The sequence below is a fragment of the Streptomyces sp. NBC_00647 genome (genome assembly GCF_045207245.1).
GTDB lineage: Bacteria > Actinomycetota > Actinomycetes > Streptomycetales > Streptomycetaceae > Streptomyces.
In genome coordinates this window covers 2,156,806-2,171,426 of record NZ_CP109040.1, presented here as the reverse complement: position 1 = coordinate 2,171,426, position 14,621 = coordinate 2,156,806, and the positions used below count along the sequence as shown (strand labels likewise).

Below are 14,621 nucleotides of genomic sequence, written 5' to 3'. Positions count from 1 at the left end.
ACACCATGGTGATACGCGTTCCGAAGGCCGAACTCCCCACCGAACTCCGCGCAGACATGATCGCGCGGCTCGGTGCGGTGCCCGAGCCGGTGGAGGTGGTGTGGCACAGCCCGAAGGTCGCCACATCCAACTTGGAGTTCTCGGCCAGGCTGGCCGAGTGGGACGAGGCCGACGCGAGCCTCAAGTCGTTCGCGCACATCGCGGTCGCGGCGCAGGTGGGCTGCGACTGGTGCCTCGATGTGGGCTATTTCCAGGCTCAGAACCAGAACCTGGACCTGGCCAGGGCGAGCCAGGTGCCGCGCTGGCGGGAGTCGGAGGTGTTCACCCCGCTGGAGCGGGACGTACTGGAATACGCCGAGGCCATGACGAACACGCCGCCGACCGTCACCGACGAACTGCATGCGGGCCTGCTCGGCCGGCTCGGCCCGGCGGCGATGGTCGAACTCACGGCGTACATCGCCTTCGTCAACATGGCGACCAGGAACAACAACGCGAACGGGATCTCCTCGCAGGGCTTCTCCGACGCCTGCGAGATTCCACCGGCCGCGCGTCCCGGGACGTCGTCCGCCGTGGTGTCGCCGACGTGACGGAGAACCCGTTCGTGACGCATCGCAGCCTGCTGTTCACCGTCGCCTACGAGATGCTCGGCTCGGCGGCCGACGCCGAGGACGTGGTGCAGGAGTCCTGGCTGAGGTGGGCCGACGTGGACCCCGCACGGGTGCGTGACCCGCGGGCGTACCTCGTCCGGATCGTCACCCGGCAAGCGCTCAACCGGCTGCGGTCGTTGTCCCGCAGCCGCGAGGACTACGTCGGCGAATGGCTGCCGGAACCGCTCTTGACCAGCCCCGATGTCGCCGAGGACGTCGAACTCGCGGAGAGCGTCTCGATCGCGGTGCTGACCGTGCTGGAAACCCTCGGTCCGACGGAGCGGGCGGTCTTCGTGCTCCGCGAGGTCTTCGACATGCCGTACGGGGAGATCGCCGAAGCCGTCGGGAAGTCCGCGGCCGCGGTGCGGCAGATCGCGCGGCGGGCGCGCGAGCACGTCGCGGCCCGGCGGCCTCGGACGCGGGTGAGCAGGTCGGAGCAGCAGGCCGTGGTGGAGCGGTTCCTGGCGGCGTTGCGCACCGGGAGGTTGCAGGAGCTGGTGGACGTCATGTCGCCCGACGTGGTCCTGATCGCCGACGGTGGCGGGCTCGCGGCCGCCGCCCTCGCTCCGATCCACGGGGCCGGGCCGGTGGCGACGGTGCTCACGCGCGCGAGCCGGGCGGGAGCGACCGCGATCGAGACGACGCTCGTGTGGCTCAACGGCGCGCCCGCGGGCCGGATCGAGATCGACGGCGAACTGGCCACGGCGCTCAGTGTCCTGGTGGAGAACGGGCAGGTCACCCGGGTCTACCTGGTGAGGAACCCACGGAAACTGACGAGCCTCGACGAGCCGGCGGGACTCGCCAGGTAGGCCGCGGCCGATCCGGGCGTCGTGCGTGTGTCCCGGGCGAGGGCGGTCGGATCCGCCCGGGACACACGCACGCGCGCGTCGGCCGGGTCGAGGACCCGAGGAGTGCCCGCGCCTCTGCCCTGTCGCTCGCAGGGGGTTGTCATAAGAACAGTCCCGATATATCGTTGACGCATCGCGACCGATCAACGATGGAATGGAGTGATTGCGATGCGTTCCCGTGGAGAAGACTTCGGATACGAACAAGGACACGGACACCACGGTGGACCCGGCCATCGAGGCCGGGGCGGCTTCGATGGCCGGCGGGGGGCTTTCGGGCCCTTCGGACCGGGTGGTCCCGGTGGCGGCCCCGGCTTCGGTGGACCCGGCTTCGGCCCCGGTCCCTGGGGCGGGCGCGGCGGCCGGGGCGGACTGCGGGGGAGGGCACGGCGCGGTGACGTACGAGCGTCGATCCTCGCCCTGCTCAAGGACCGGCCCATGCATGGTTACGAGATGATCCAGGAGATCGCCGAGCGCAGCGGCGGGGCATGGAAGCCCAGCCCGGGTTCGGTGTACCCGACCCTTCAGTTGCTCGAGGACGAGGGCCTCATCGTCAGTGAGGCCGAGGGCGGCAAGAAGCTGTTCGCCCTCACCGAGTCCGGCCGCAGCGCGGCCGACGAGGGTCCCGACGCGCCTTGGGAAGAAGCCGGGCGCGGGGTCGACTGGGAGACGCTGCACGAGATCCGGCAGGCCGGGTTCGGCCTCATGGAGGCCTTCGGCCAGGTCTGGAAGACCGGCAGCAAGGGCCAGCGCGACAAGGCGCTGGCGGTCATCAACGACGCCCGCAAGAAGCTGTACCTGATCCTCGCCGACGAGGACTGACGGCGTGCTGTGGTACCTGCCGGCGCCCCGTGGAAGTGTTTCCGCGGGGCGCCTTTCCGCGTATGGAGAGCCCGGCGCCGCTTCGAGCGACGCGCGGCCGAGCGAGGCTCAGGCCACCAGCCCGGCCAGTTTGCGCAGCGACTCGTCGAGGGCGGCCGTCGCCGAGTCCTTGAGCTTGCCGGCCATCAGCGAGACGGCCGCACCCGTGAACTCCCCGTCTATGCGCACGGACGTGGCGTCGCCGTCGGGGGTGAGCGTGTAGCGCGTGGTGACGTTCACCGACATCGGGCCCTTGCCGCGGATGGCCAGCGTGCGGCCGGGCTCCAGTTCGTCGATGGTCCAGGTGACCTCGGCCGGGAAGCCCATGAGCTTCATGTTCTCCGTGAAGGTGCCGCCCACTTCGAGCTTTTCCGGGCCGCCCTTCGGGAAGTTGGTGTGCGTCGCGTTCCACTCGCCGTACGCGGACCAGTCCGTGAGCTGGGCCCAGATCTTCTCGGCGGGCGCCTCGATACGTGCTTCCGCGCTGACTTCGGCCATGCGACCACCCCTTCGTGTCGGGCGCTGCGCCCGGCGCAGCTACGGTGTCGCGGAACGTAGTCGCAGGTCGTGGAACATTCAATACTGATGAACCGTCAGAAATTGTGGAGGGCCCCGGAGGACGAGCCTCGGTGCGGCCCGGTTGTCTGTGGGGCGCGGGGCAAGGCGGCGCGCGCCCTTGAGGGGAAATCGGCGCGAAGTCATCCGTAGGGAGGAGAACCCGCACAGGGTTGCCCAACCTGCGTGGGACGTGAAGATGCTGCCCGCCGCGGATGACCCGGCTCCCCGGGACTGATGAGGTGGGGGTTGTGTCGTCCCGTATCCCCCGGCAGTCCGCCCGCGAGAGCGGCCGGAACCACCCCGGCATCGAGGCCGGACTCAGCGCGGAGCTGGCCTCGGTGGTCTCCGGCGCGCGCAGAAGAGCGCTGCGGGACGGGGACCGGCAGATCGACACGGCCCACCTGCTGCACTCGCTGCTGGAGTCCGACGCCGAGGTGCGCGCCGTCTTCGACGGCGGGGCGCAGGTCGCCCGGCTGCTCGGCTACCTGGTGCAGCGCAGCATCGGTTACGGACTGCGCTGGCAGAGCACCGTCGAGGACTTCGGCGCCGGGCCTGTGGTGGTCGATGCGGGCTGGTCCCCGGTGGCGGCGGGGGCCATGGAGGAGGCGTACGCGCGCGCTGTTCTGCGGGGCGACGAGCGGGCCCGCGGTCTCGACCTGCTCGCGGCACTCGTCGCCGACCGCCGGTCGCGGGCCGCCGAGGTCCTCGGGCGTGCGGGGGTCGATCTCCCGCCGCTGCTGGAGCGGATCGAGAGCGGCTGCGAGGAGCGTGTGAGCCGGGGAGAAGGGGGCTGGTGAGTCCCGGCGGGCGCGGAGCAAGCGGAGGCGGGCGCGGAGGCAAGCGGAGAGGTGGGTGCGGAGCAGGCATGGAGGCGGGCGGTGCGGCGGGCCGGCGCCCGGTCGCCGCGTCCGCGCGTGCGGTCCGGATGGTCCGGGCGGTGGTCGGCGGGAGCGGCGCCGGAGTCCAGTCATCGAGACAGGTGTCATCCGGGGTGACGGTCATGTCGTCGCCTGTCATCATGTGGTTGTGCATACGTCTCAGGGGAGTCAGGGGAACCGCGGGAGGGGCGTCGGCCTGAGCCTGGCGCTCGTGTCGGCGGTCGCTTTCGGTGGTTCGGGTGTCGCGGCGAAGCCGCTGATCGAGGCCGGGCTCGACCCGCTCCACGTGGTGTGGCTGCGGGTCGCGGGCGCCGCCCTCGTCATGCTGCCGCTGGCCGTGCGGCACCGGGCCCTGGTCAAGCGGCGCCCCGCGCTGCTCGCCGGGTTCGGACTGCTCGGCGTGGCCGGAGTCCAGGCCTTCTACTTCGCCGCGATCTCCCGCATCCCCGTCGGTGTCGCCCTGCTCGTGGAGTACCTCGCCCCCGCGCTGGTGCTCGGCTGGGTGCGCTTCGTGCAGCGCCGGCCGGTGACGCGTGCCGCGGCCCTCGGCGTCGTCCTCGCCGTCGGCGGACTCGCCTGCGTGGTGGAGGTGTGGTCGGGCCTGAGTTTCGACCTCGTCGGACTCCTGCTCGCGCTGGGCGCCGCCTGCTGCCAGGTCGGCTACTTCGTCCTGTCCGACCAGGGCAGCGACGCGGGGGACGAGGCACCCGACCCGCTCGGCGTGATCGCGTACGGGCTGCTCGTCGGCACCCTCGTGCTGACCGCGGTCGCGCGCCCCTGGAGCATGGACTGGTCCGTCCTCGGCGGCAGCGCGGACATGAACGGGACATCCGTGCTCGCCTCGCTGCTCCTCGGCTGGATCGTGCTCATCGCGACCGTCGTCGCGTACGTCACCGGAGTCCTCTCCGTGCGCAGGCTCTCCCCGCAGGTCGCGGGCGTCGTGGCCTGTCTCGAAGCGGTGATCGCCACCGTTCTGGCCTGGGTGCTGCTGGGCGAGCACCTCTCGGCGCCGCAGATCGTGGGTGGCGGAGTGGTCCTGCTCGGCGCGTTCATCGCGCAGTCGTCGGCCCCGGCGAAGCCCTCGCAGGAGCCGGTCGCGAGTGGGCCGGGCGACGCCGAAAGGGAGTTGGCGGCCCACGGAACGGCCGTCTAAGGTGCTGATCATGCCGACGACGCTCGTTCTTCCGCCTCCGGCCGCCTGAGGCGGGCACACCGGAATCCCGGCCCGGCCCCGTGCCGGGCGGAACGGCGCTGCCCGCAGAAGAAGTCCGAGGACCTTCCCGTACGTTCCTGCCCTCGCGGCACGGGCTGCGACGTGGTCCCTTCCTGAACTTCTGCGGATCTGCGGAGAGAACACGTGTCGAACCATGCTGTCGGCCTGCCCGTCGGGCGAGGCCTGCTCTATCTGATCGTCGCCGGTGCCGCCTGGGGCACCGCGGGCGCCGCCGCGTCACTGGTCTACCGGGCCAGTGACATGGGGCCGATCGCCCTGTCCTTCTGGCGCTGCGCGGGCGGACTCGCCCTGCTGCTCGCCGTACGCCTGCGCCCGGGCCGGACCGCCGTCCGCCCCGCTGTGCGGGAGCCGATCCGCCGCAAGGCGCTGCGGATCGGTCTGACCGGCCTCGGGCTGGCTGTCTTCCAGACCGCCTACTTCGCCGCCGTCGAGGCGACCGGCCTGGCGGTGGCGACCGTCGTGACGCTGGGCGCCGGGCCCGTGCTCATCGCGCTGGGCGCCCGGCTGGCCCTGGCGGAACGCCTCGGCCGCGGCGGGAGCATCGCCGTCGTCGGAGCGCTGACCGGGCTCGGCGTGCTGGTCCTGGGCGGCGAGGGTGCCACGGTGCGCCCCTGGGGTGTCGCGCTCGCGGTCCTCTCCGCGGCCGGATACTCCGCGATGACGCTGCTCACCCGCTGGTGGGGGCGCGACGGTCGCGTCGACGAATCCGGTACGACGGTGTGGACCTTCGCCGTCACCACCGTCTGCCTGCTGCCGCTCGGGCTCGCCGAGGGGCTGGTCCCGCATGCCGCGCAGCCTGCGGAGGTGCTGGCCCTGCTGGCGTACATCGCGGCCGTCCCCACGGCGCTGGCCTACGCCCTCTTCTTCGCCGGCGCCGCCGTCGTCCGCTCCGCGACCGTGTCCGTGATCATGCTCCTGGAGCCGGTCAGCGCGGCCGCGCTCGCCGTCGGTCTGCTCGGTGAGCGGCTCACCCTGCCGACACTCGCCGGCACCCTGCTGATGCTCGGCTCGGTCGCGGGACTCGCGGTGGCCGAGACGCGCGCCGCGGGGGCCGATCGGCGCACGGCACCCGAGAAGGAGGCGGCGCTCGTGTGAGGACGGACGGGCACCGGTCCGGGCGGGGCGGCCCGGCGCCCGTTCGGGGCCCGGTGCCGTCCGGAGTGTGGGGCGCGGTCCCGGGAGAGCCGGTGTCCCTGCGAGGCTCCGGGCACACGCAGCGGCCGTTGCCCTCCTAGGTGTCGGCCGGGGCAAGCGCCGGTGTGCTCTCGTGAGGGGCGGGTGCGGGACCGTGCGGTCCCGCACCCGCCCCTCACAGGTTCATGTCGCGGACGGCTCGCATGCTCACAGGGCGGTCAGGTAGCCGGGCACTTCGATGCCCGGCGCCAGGTCGTCCGCCGGGACCGGGGCGCCGTACCCCTTCGTCAGCGGGAGCACGCCGGTCCAGTGGGGGAGGGAGAGGTCCTCGGGCTCGTCGTTCGGGCCGCCGCTGCGCAGCTTGGCGGAGACCTCGTCCAGATCCAGGCGGATCACGGCGGTGGCCGCGAGTTCCTTGGCGTTGGCGGGACGGGAGTCGCCCGAGCGGCCGGGGACGACGTGATCGACCAGCGCGTCCAGCGCCACGCGCCGCTCGTCGGGGTCCGTCACCTGGTGGGCGATGCCGTGCACCACCACGGAGCGGTAGTTGATCGAGTGGTGGAAGGCCGAGCGGGCCAGCACCAGCCCGTCGACGTGGGTCACGGTCAGGCACACGGCCAGCCCGGGATCGGCCTGGCCGGTCATCCTCAGCGGGCGCGAACCCGTCGAGCCGTGCACGTAGAGCCGCTCGCCGACCCGTGCGTACAGCGTGGGCAGGACGACCGGCGCGCCGTCGCGGACGAAGCCGAGGTGGCAGACGTACCCCTCGTCGAGTATCGCGTGCACCAGCTCGTGGTCGTACGCGGCGCGCTCCTTGGAACGGGTGGGGACGGTGCGGTCGGTCGGGGTGTAGGCAGCGGACTGCGTCGTCCTCGGCTGGGTGCTCGTCTCCGGCATTGCCTTCTCCATTGCGCTAGTGCATAATCTTGTTTGTGCTAGGAGAGTATCGGATCGAAGGCCGTCGCGCAGCCGACATCGCCGCCAGCGTCGAGCGGGCGGTGGGGTCGGGTGAGCTGGAGCCGGGGCAAACGCTGCCGCCGATGCGGGAGTTGGCCGAAGAGCTCGGGGTCAACGCGAATACGGTCGCGGCCGCCTATCGCACGCTGCGCGAGCGCGGGGTCATCGAGACCGCCGGCCGGCGGGGCAGCAGGGTGCGCCCGAAGCCGGCCACCACGGGGCGCGAGTACCTTCGCGTCGACGTCCCCGAGGGTGTGCGGGACGTGGCCGACGGCAATCCCGACCCCGCCCTGCTGCCCACCCTCGCCGAGGCGTTCGCGGCGGCGGCCCGGCAGTCCGACCGCCATCCCGTGCAGTACGGGGAGGACGCCGTCGAACCGGAGCTGGGGCGACTCGCGCGCTCCGGTCTCGACGCCGACGGCGTGCCCGCGGGGCCCGTGGTCGTCACCTCCGGATCGCTCGACGCCATCGAGCGCGTGCTGATGGCGCACCTCAAACCCGGCGACGCGGTGGCCGTCGAGGATCCCGGGTGGGGCAGCCTGCTCGACCTCGCCCCGGCGCTCGGGCTGCGCACGGTCGGTGTCGGCGTCGACGACGAGGGTCCGCTTCCCGACGACGTACGACGTGCGCTGACCGCCGGGGCACGGGCCCTGATCGTCACGGACCGGGCGCAGAATCCCACCGGGGCCGCGATCACCGCCCCGCGTGCGCGTGCCCTGCGTTCCGTGCTCGGGGAGCACCCGGAGACGCTGCTCATCGAGGACGACCACGGCCACCGGATCGTCGACCTGCCCCTGCACTCCCTCGCCGGGGTCACGCACAGCTGGGCCTTCGTGCGCTCCGTCGCCAAGGCGTACGGGCCCGACCTGCGGCTCGCCGTGCTCACCGGCGACCCCGTCACCGTCGACCGCGTGCACGGGCGGCAGCGGCTCGGGCCCGGCTGGGTGAGCCGCCTGCTGCAGAAGGCCGTGGTCCATCTGTGGACGTCCGGCACGGTCGACGCCGGGGCCGTGGCGGCCTCGTACGGGCGGCGACGCGACGATCTGATCGGCTCCCTGAAGGCGCGTGGCGTTAAGGCGCACGGGCGCAGCGGGATGAACGTCTGGATCCCCGTCCCGGACGAGACCGGGGCGGTCGCCCGCCTGTTGCACGCGGGCTGGGCGGTCGCGCCCGGGGCCCGCTTCCGGATGGGCTCGCCGCCGGGCATCCGGATCACCGTCTCGACGCTCCGGTCCGAGGACATCGAGCCGCTCGCGTCCGCCGTCGCGTCCGCCGTGGGACCGGCACCCGCACGCCGGTACGTCTGAGGTGCCGGTGCCGCAGGGGCCGGGACGGGACGGCGGGTGCCCGGGGAGCGCGGACGGCCCCTGTCGTGAAGCCCGTACAGCCCGTACGGCCGGTGTCGTAAGACCCGTGCGCACGGGTGCCGTGGAGGCGCCGACGGCCGGCCCCGCGGGCGTCAGCGGCGCGGCTTCGCCTGGGTGAGGGCCGCGCCCGCGAGGACGATCACCGCGCCGACCGGTGTCGACCAGGCCAGCGACTCGCCGAGGATCGCGACACCGGCCGCGGTGGCGATCACCGGGATGAAGTACGTGACCATCTGGGCCGTCGTCGGGCCGACCTCGGCGACGATGCCGTACTGGAGGAGCATGGCCAGACCGGTGCCGAGGGCTCCCAGGGCCACGACCGCGAGCAGCGGCACCACCGCGAAGTGGCGGGGCAGGGTGGTGAACAGCGGGGTGACGAGGGCCAGTTGGGCGGTGGCCAGGAGCAGCTGGGCGCCGGTCATGGACAGGTGCGAGTTGCCGGTGCCGGCCAGTGTCCGGCGGACGTAGATCCACCCGATCGGATAGCTGAGCGAGGCGAGCAGGGCCATCGCCGTGCCCGTGGCGTCCAGGCCGTGGAAGCCCTGCCAGACTCCGAGGACCGTCAGTACGCCGAGGAAGCCGATGCCGAGACCGGCGACTCTGCGCCGGGTCGGCCGGTCCTCGGAGAGGGCGACCAGGGAGAGGGCCATTCCCCACAGGGGCGACGTCGCGTTGCAGATGCCCGCGAGCGTGGAGGGGATGGTCAGCTCGGAGTAGGCGAAGAGGGAGAACGGCAGCGCGTTCAGCAGGAGGGCCGCGACCGTGAGGTGTCCCCACGTCCGCGCCCCGCGCGGCAGCCGCTCCCGCTTCACCGCCATCGCCGCCGCGAGCACCGCGGTCCCGAACAGCAGCCGCCCGAAGGTGACCTGGAACGGCGCGTAGCCCTCCGTGCCGACCTTGATGAGCAGAAAACTGAAGCCCCAGATCAGCGAGAGGACGCCGAAGCGGATACGCCAGTCGAGGGCGGTGCGGCGGCGGGGTGCGACGCCGGTCGGTGTGACGGGTCGAGGAGTGGCGACGGTGCTCATGGGGCCAACAATGAAGCAGAACAATCTCGTAGCACAAGCGAGAATTACCAAGCGTTATCTCGTAGCATTGCTTATATGTTGAACCTGGAGCGCCTGCGCACTCTCGACGCCCTCGCCCGGCACGGCTCGGTGAGCGGCGCGGCCGAGGGGCTGCACGTGACCACCTCGGCCGTCTCCCAGCAGATGGCGAAGCTGGAGCGCGAGGTGGGGCAGCAGTTGCTCGCCAAGAACGGCCGGGGGGTGCGCCTGACCGACGCCGGGCGGCTGCTCGCCGAGCACGCGGCGCGCATCCTGTCCCAGGTCGAGCTCGCGCAGTCCGACCTGGAGGCGCAGCGCGGTCAGGTGGTCGGCGAGCTGCGGCTCTCCGCGTTCCCGACCGCGGCGCGCGGACTGTTCCCGGCGGCGCTCGCCGAGCTGCGCGCCGACCACCCGGGACTGCGGGTGCGCTCCAGCGAGCTGGAACCGGAGGCCGGGGTCGCGGGGGTGGTGCGCGGGGACCTGGACCTGGCGGTCGTGCTCGACTGGCACAACAAGCCGATGCCGCTGCCCGACGGCCTGGTGAAGGCGTCGATCCTCGACGACCCGGCCGATGTGGCCATGCCCGTCGGCCATCGGCTCGCGGGCCGCGACGAGGTGGACCTCGGGGACTTCGCCGACGACGAGTGGATCACCTGGGCCGAGGGCGAGTTCTGCCACGAGTGGCTGATGTTCACGCTGCGCTCCAAGGGCGTCGAACCGCGCATCGCGCACCGCGCCGCGGAGACACACACCCAGCTCGGACTGGTCGCCGCCGGCCTCGGCGTGTGCGTGGCCCCGCTCCTCGGGCGCCATCCGATGCCCGAGGGGGTCGTCACGGTGCCGGTGCGTCAGCGCGTGCGCCGCCATGTGTACGTCGTGTGGCGGGCCGACGCCGACCGCCGACCCTCGATCAGGGCGGCGGTGGACGCCTTGCGCAGAGCCGGTGAGGCCGTCAAGTAGAGCCCGTCGAAGGGTGGTTCGGCTACATCGGAGGGAGCTTGCGGAAGTCCCACGAGGCGATCGCGTCCGGTGTCAGTCGCATCCAGGCGTGCCGGCCGTCGTGCGGCATCTCCTCCAGGCCGAAGTTCTTGCGGGCGAACAGCGTCTCCGGTACGTCGAGTTCGGCGCACAGTTCGCCCGTGCGCGGGAACTCGCCCACGAACTCCACGGTGCCGGACAGCTCGACGCCCCGCAGCTCCCCGTACTCCTCGCCGGAGTCGATCACCACCGCGACCCGCGGATCGTTGCGCAGCTGCACCCAGCGCTTGCTGCGCACCACGGAGTACAGCCACAGCGAGGTGCCGTCCCAGGTGAACCAGAGGGCACTCACATGCGGGACTCCGTCCTTCGACACGGAGGCGACACGGCAGGTGCGCTGAGTGGTGAGGAACTCGTCCAGTTCACCGGGAGTCATCATGATCTTCCGGCCTCTGCGCTGAGTGACGGCCATACGGTCCCCTCTTCTTCTGTGTGTCGGCCCTGTCCGTGCCGAGCTCTGCCGGCGGGCCGCCCGGGCCCACCGAAGTATTCTGACGTTCCGTCAGAAAAGCATGAGGCGTCTTCCGTCCTCACGCAATGGTCGTTACGCTCGCCCGCCCCGACCCGCGACGACAAGGAGAGTCATGCCGTCGTTCGAACAACTCAGTGAACTCCTCGACCCCGTCGGCACGGTGCTGCTCACCGTGGAATGCCAACAGGGTGTCGTGGGCCTGGACAGTGCGCTACCGGAACTGGCCAAGGAGGCACGGTCGTCCGGAGCGCTCACCCGTGTCGCCCGGCTGGTCGACGCCGCGCACGAGAGCGGGGTGCAGGTGATCCACGCGGTCGCCGAGCGCCGCCCCGACGGTCGCGGCGCGAACCGCAACGCCCGGCTGTTCCGGGCCGCCGAGCGGTTGCCCGTGCAGCAGTTGACCGGCTCGACAGCGGTCCGGATCGCGCCGCCCGTCGAGGTCGCCGAGGAGGACTTCGTCGTACGCCGGCTGCACGGTCTGTCGCCGATCGCGGGCACCGACGTCGACCCGCTGCTGCGCAACCTGGGCTGTCGCACCCTCGTCGTGACCGGAGTCTCGGCCAACATCGCCATCCCCAACGCCGTGTTCGACGCCGTGAACCGTGGTTACACCGTCGTCGTGCCCGCGGACGCCATCGCGGGGGTCCCTTCCGAGTACACGCCCGCCATGATCAGGAACACGCTCGCGCTGGTCGCCACGATCACGACCACCGACGACGTGCTCGCCTGCTTCAAGCGCCGCCGCCCCTGACCTCGCGGGCGGTCAGGCGAGCATGATCGAGTCACCTTCGACGGTGATGGTCTTCGCGGCCAGCGCGCTCGTCGCCGGCCCCTTCTTCACACTGCCGTCGGTGGCGGAGAACTCGCTGTGGTGGCAAGGGCAGTTGATGACACCGTTCGCGATGCCCTTGACCGCACAGCCCATATGGGTGCACTTGGACGAGAAGGCCTTGAAGGTGCCCGCCGTCGGCTGGGTCACCACGACACCCTGGTCGGAGAAGACCTTGCCGCCGCCCTCCGGGATGTCGGAGGTCTTGGCGAGTTCGGTGCCGGCCGCGTTCCCGGCCGCGCCGTTGTCGGAGCCCACGGTGTCGGAGGCATTGTCGTCCGCCCCGCACGCGCTCAGCGCGACGGCGAGCCCCGCCGCGCCGACCGCCGCCACGACGGTGCGCCGGGCCGGTGCCGGTGCGGGGTGAAGCGATTCGCTGGTCATGCTGGCTTTCCCTTCAACGGACGTGATGTGGATCTGCTCAGAAGTACGGTCCCGCTCCGCGCGCTGTTCAGGGGATGGAGACTTCTTGACCGGATCGACAGCGTCTCGACAGGAGAGCCGCCGCCCTCCGCGGTCCGCCCCCGGCCGCCGCTCCCCGGCAGAGTCCACCGGGCGGGACGCCGCCGCTCCCCGGCAGCGTCCACCGGGCGGGACCACCCCAGTAACCTGGGGCGATGCTCAAGGAAGTGAACGCCACCCGCTACATCACGCCGCTGCGTGAGGGCGGCTCGCTGCCGGGACTCGTCGAGGCCGACGACCTCGGGACGTATGTCATGAAGTTCACCGGCGCGGGACAGGGGCGCAAGACGCTCGTCGCGGAGGTCGTCTGCGGCGAACTCGCCCGGCGGCTCGGTCTGCGGGTGCCCGGCCTGGTGACGATCGGCCTCGACCCGGTCCTCGGGCTCGCCGAACCGGACCAGGAGGTCCAGGGGCTGCTGAAATCGAGTGGTGGCCCCAACCTCGGGATGGACTTCCTCTCCCGCGCCATCGGCTTCGACCCGCTCGCCTTCGAGGTGAGCGCCGAGGAAGCCGGCCGGATCGTCTGGTTCGACGCCCTGGTGAACAATGTCGACCGGTCCTGGCGCAACCCCAACCTGCTGATGTGGCACGGCGACCTGTGGCTCATCGACCACGGCGCCACGATGATCTGGCATCACCACTGGCCCGGCGCCGAAGCCTCCGCGGCCAAGCCGTACGACGTCTCCGACCACGCGCTCACGCCCTTCGGCCCGGACATCGCCTCGGCCGCCGCCGAGCTGGCCCCGCGGGTCACCGAGGACCTGCTCGCCGAGGTCACCGCCGAGATCCCCGAGGCATGGCTGGCGGACGAGCCCGGCTTCGACTCGCCGGAATCGCTGCGGCGCGCCTACGCACGGCCGCTCCTGGCACGCGCCGGCGTCGTCCACGAGCGGATCAAGGGCCTCGACGGCATCGACGGCAGCAAGGGGGACAAGTGAGCGAGCGGGACGTCTTCGAGTACGCGCTGCTGCGCGTGGTGCCGCGGGTCGAGCGCGGCGAGTGCTTCAACGCGGGAGTGCTGGTGTACTGCCGGGCCCATTCCTTCGTCGCGGCGCGCACCCATCTGGACGAGAACAAGCTGTTCGCGCTCGACCCGGACGCGGACGTGGTGGGCGTACGGGCCGCGCTGCGCGCGGTCGAAGGTGTCTGCGGCGGAGGAAAAGCCGCTGGTCAAGCGGCAGGCGACGACGCCGGACGGCGATTTCGCTGGCTGATCGCGCCGCGTTCGACCGTGGTTCAGCCGGGTCCCGTGCACACCGGCCTGACCGCCGATCCGCGCGCCGAGGCCGACCGGTTGCTCCAATTGCTGGTCAGGTAATGGATCACACCAGCGCGGTGTGCCGTTGACACCGAGTGCCAGGGCTTCTAGCGTCACGTCTGCTGAAGGTACTAAGCGGTCGCTCACTCGATGGGCGTACCGTATGAGCCGCAGGTCTTTCGGGACCACCGAAGGCGCCGCAAGGTTGTCGAGACAGCTTGGCCGGGCTTGGGCCGGCTTTTCCAAGGGCGAGGAGAACCAGCAATGTCCACCACTGAGCAGCGCGTCGCCGTAGTCACCGGTGCCGCGCGCGGCATCGGCGCCGCGACCGCCGTACGTCTGGCCGCGGAGGGCCGCGCCGTCGCGGTGATCGACCTCGACGAGGCCGCGTGCAAGGACACCGTGGAGAAGATCACCTCCGCCGGTGGCAAGGCCATCGCCGTCGGCTGCGACGTCTCCGACGAGGCCCAGGTGGAGGCCGCCGTCGCGCGGATCGCCGAGGAGCTCGGCGCGCCAACCATCCTGGTGAACAACGCGGGCGTCCTGCGCGACAACCTCCTGTTCAAGATGAGCGCGTCCGACTGGGACACCGTCATGAACGTGCACCTGCGCGGTGCCTTCCTGATGGCGAAGGCCTGCCAGAAGCACATGGTCGACGCCAAGTTCGGCCGCATCGTCAACCTGTCCTCCTCCTCGGCGCTGGGCAACCGCGGCCAGGCCAACTACTCCACCGCCAAGGCCGGTCTCCAGGGACTCACCAAGACCCTCGCCATCGAGCTCGGCAAGTTCGGCGTCACCGCGAACGCCGTCGCGCCCGGCTTCATCGTCACCGACATGACCGCCGCCACCGCCGCCCGCGTCGGTATGGACTTCCAGGACTTCCAGGCCGCGGCGGCCACCCAGATCCCCGTGCAGCGCGTCGGCAACCCCGACGACATCGCCAACGCCATCGCCTTCTTCACCGGCGAGGCCGCCGGATTCGTCTCCGGCCAGGTGCTGTACGTCGCCGGCGGACCGCTCAACTAGGGCCGGGGG

Annotated in this window: 17 protein-coding genes; 12 read left to right on the top strand and 5 right to left on the bottom strand. The window is 71.7% G+C overall.

Annotation, left to right across the window (positions count from 1 at the left end; all coding sequences use genetic code 11):
* Positions 1–5 precede the first annotated feature (5 nt).
* The 3 genes from OG788_RS09585 to OG788_RS09575 all read left to right on the top strand — a co-directional run bounded on the left by OG788_RS09585 (position 6) and on the right by OG788_RS09575 (position 2,314).
* Positions 6–587, top strand: coding sequence for a carboxymuconolactone decarboxylase family protein (locus tag OG788_RS09585; RefSeq protein WP_406370138.1), 582 nt, complete (start codon positions 6–8; stop codon positions 585–587).
* Positions 584–1,456, top strand: coding sequence for an RNA polymerase sigma-70 factor (locus tag OG788_RS09580; RefSeq protein WP_356758860.1), 873 nt, complete (start codon positions 584–586; stop codon positions 1,454–1,456). Before OG788_RS09585 ends, OG788_RS09580 begins: the two co-directional genes overlap by 4 nt.
* Before the next feature lie 207 nt (positions 1,457–1,663).
* Entirely contained in the window at positions 1,664–2,314 is a 651-nt protein-coding gene (locus OG788_RS09575; protein ID WP_406370136.1) for a PadR family transcriptional regulator, read from the top strand.
* Positions 2,315–2,422: 108 nt separating this feature from the next.
* Here the strand turns inward: OG788_RS09575 and OG788_RS09570 are convergent, their stop codons facing one another.
* Positions 2,423–2,851 (bottom strand): SRPBCC family protein, encoded by a 429-nt coding sequence (locus OG788_RS09570; RefSeq protein WP_351554222.1) that lies wholly within the window; start codon positions 2,849–2,851, stop codon positions 2,423–2,425.
* Between the two features lie 308 nt (positions 2,852–3,159).
* Here OG788_RS09570 and OG788_RS09565 point away from each other — a divergent pair, with 308 nt between their 5' ends.
* The 3 genes from OG788_RS09565 to OG788_RS09555 all read left to right on the top strand — a co-directional run bounded on the left by OG788_RS09565 (position 3,160) and on the right by OG788_RS09555 (position 6,118).
* On the top strand, positions 3,160–3,708 hold the full coding sequence (locus OG788_RS09565; protein WP_406370134.1) for a Clp protease N-terminal domain-containing protein: 549 nt from the start codon (positions 3,160–3,162) through the stop codon (positions 3,706–3,708).
* 223 nt (positions 3,709–3,931) lie between these two features.
* Positions 3,932–4,942 (top strand): EamA family transporter, encoded by a 1,011-nt coding sequence (locus OG788_RS09560; RefSeq protein WP_351554228.1) that lies wholly within the window; start codon positions 3,932–3,934, stop codon positions 4,940–4,942.
* Positions 4,943–5,146: 204 nt separating this feature from the next.
* On the top strand, positions 5,147–6,118 hold the full coding sequence (locus OG788_RS09555) for a DMT family transporter (protein WP_406370132.1): 972 nt from the start codon (positions 5,147–5,149) through the stop codon (positions 6,116–6,118).
* Between the two features lie 246 nt (positions 6,119–6,364).
* Here OG788_RS09555 and OG788_RS09550 read toward each other — a convergent pair whose 3' ends face one another.
* Positions 6,365–7,054, bottom strand: a complete 690-nt coding sequence (locus OG788_RS09550) for a pyridoxamine 5'-phosphate oxidase family protein (RefSeq protein WP_266756245.1) — start codon at positions 7,052–7,054, stop codon at positions 6,365–6,367.
* Between the two features lie 35 nt (positions 7,055–7,089).
* On the opposite strand from OG788_RS09550, the gene OG788_RS09545 reads away from it, so the two are divergent.
* On the top strand, positions 7,090–8,421 hold the full coding sequence (locus tag OG788_RS09545) for an aminotransferase class I/II-fold pyridoxal phosphate-dependent enzyme (RefSeq protein WP_406370129.1): 1,332 nt from the start codon (positions 7,090–7,092) through the stop codon (positions 8,419–8,421).
* A 152-nt stretch (positions 8,422–8,573) separates the two neighbouring features.
* Here OG788_RS09545 and OG788_RS09540 read toward each other — a convergent pair whose 3' ends face one another.
* A complete protein-coding gene (locus OG788_RS09540) occupies positions 8,574–9,509 on the bottom strand; it encodes a DMT family transporter (RefSeq protein WP_406370127.1) in 936 nt (311 codons plus the stop codon).
* 75 nt (positions 9,510–9,584) lie between these two features.
* Between OG788_RS09540 and OG788_RS09535 the strand changes: the two genes are divergently transcribed.
* Positions 9,585–10,487, top strand: a complete 903-nt coding sequence (locus tag OG788_RS09535) for a LysR family transcriptional regulator (RefSeq protein ID WP_406370126.1) — start codon at positions 9,585–9,587, stop codon at positions 10,485–10,487.
* Positions 10,488–10,509: 22 nt separating this feature from the next.
* On the opposite strand, the gene OG788_RS09530 is transcribed toward OG788_RS09535, so the two are convergent.
* Positions 10,510–10,977: a pyridoxamine 5'-phosphate oxidase family protein gene (locus tag OG788_RS09530; protein WP_081223215.1), complete on the bottom strand. Its 468-nt coding sequence runs from the start codon at positions 10,975–10,977 to the stop codon at positions 10,510–10,512.
* A 172-nt stretch (positions 10,978–11,149) separates the two neighbouring features.
* Here OG788_RS09530 and OG788_RS09525 point away from each other — a divergent pair, with 172 nt between their 5' ends.
* Positions 11,150–11,788 (top strand): cysteine hydrolase, encoded by a 639-nt coding sequence (locus OG788_RS09525; protein ID WP_406370124.1) that lies wholly within the window; start codon positions 11,150–11,152, stop codon positions 11,786–11,788.
* A 12-nt stretch (positions 11,789–11,800) separates the two neighbouring features.
* On the opposite strand, the gene OG788_RS09520 is transcribed toward OG788_RS09525, so the two are convergent.
* Positions 11,801–12,250, bottom strand: a complete 450-nt coding sequence (locus tag OG788_RS09520; protein WP_351534742.1) for a Rieske (2Fe-2S) protein — start codon at positions 12,248–12,250, stop codon at positions 11,801–11,803.
* Between the two features lie 233 nt (positions 12,251–12,483).
* Between OG788_RS09520 and OG788_RS09515 the strand changes: the two genes are divergently transcribed.
* The 3 genes from OG788_RS09515 (at position 12,484) to fabG (ending at position 14,612) form a co-directional block, all read left to right on the top strand.
* On the top strand, positions 12,484–13,266 hold the full coding sequence (locus tag OG788_RS09515; RefSeq protein WP_351534745.1) for a HipA family kinase: 783 nt from the start codon (positions 12,484–12,486) through the stop codon (positions 13,264–13,266).
* On the top strand, positions 13,263–13,646 hold the full coding sequence (locus OG788_RS09510; protein ID WP_351534748.1) for a DUF3037 domain-containing protein: 384 nt from the start codon (positions 13,263–13,265) through the stop codon (positions 13,644–13,646). The genes OG788_RS09515 and OG788_RS09510 overlap by 4 nt, the downstream gene beginning before the upstream one ends.
* A 204-nt stretch (positions 13,647–13,850) precedes the next feature.
* Complete coding sequence (gene fabG / locus OG788_RS09505; protein WP_351534751.1) at positions 13,851–14,612, top strand: 3-oxoacyl-ACP reductase FabG; 762 nt, start codon at positions 13,851–13,853, stop codon at positions 14,610–14,612.
* Positions 14,613–14,621 lie beyond the last annotated feature (9 nt).

Excerpts from the sequence above, each read along its gene's own strand:
- OG788_RS09585 (WP_406370138.1), top strand. The coding sequence starts at position 6 with ATGGTGATACGCGTTCCGAAGGCCGAACTCCCCACCGAACTCCGCGCA.
- OG788_RS09575 (WP_406370136.1), top strand. The coding sequence starts at position 1,664 with ATGCGTTCCCGTGGAGAAGACTTCGGATACGAACAAGGACACGGACAC.
- OG788_RS09570 (WP_351554222.1), bottom strand. The coding sequence starts at position 2,851 with ATGGCCGAAGTCAGCGCGGAAGCACGTATCGAGGCGCCCGCCGAGAAG.
- OG788_RS09550 (WP_266756245.1), bottom strand. The coding sequence starts at position 7,054 with ATGCCGGAGACGAGCACCCAGCCGAGGACGACGCAGTCCGCTGCCTAC.
- OG788_RS09540 (WP_406370127.1), bottom strand. The coding sequence starts at position 9,509 with ATGAGCACCGTCGCCACTCCTCGACCCGTCACACCGACCGGCGTCGCA.
- OG788_RS09535 (WP_406370126.1), top strand. The coding sequence starts at position 9,585 with ATGTTGAACCTGGAGCGCCTGCGCACTCTCGACGCCCTCGCCCGGCAC.
- OG788_RS09530 (WP_081223215.1), bottom strand. The coding sequence starts at position 10,977 with ATGGCCGTCACTCAGCGCAGAGGCCGGAAGATCATGATGACTCCCGGT.
- OG788_RS09525 (WP_406370124.1), top strand. The coding sequence starts at position 11,150 with ATGCCGTCGTTCGAACAACTCAGTGAACTCCTCGACCCCGTCGGCACG.
- OG788_RS09520 (WP_351534742.1), bottom strand. The coding sequence starts at position 12,250 with ATGACCAGCGAATCGCTTCACCCCGCACCGGCACCGGCCCGGCGCACC.
- OG788_RS09515 (WP_351534745.1), top strand. The coding sequence starts at position 12,484 with ATGCTCAAGGAAGTGAACGCCACCCGCTACATCACGCCGCTGCGTGAG.
- fabG (WP_351534751.1), top strand. The coding sequence starts at position 13,851 with ATGTCCACCACTGAGCAGCGCGTCGCCGTAGTCACCGGTGCCGCGCGC.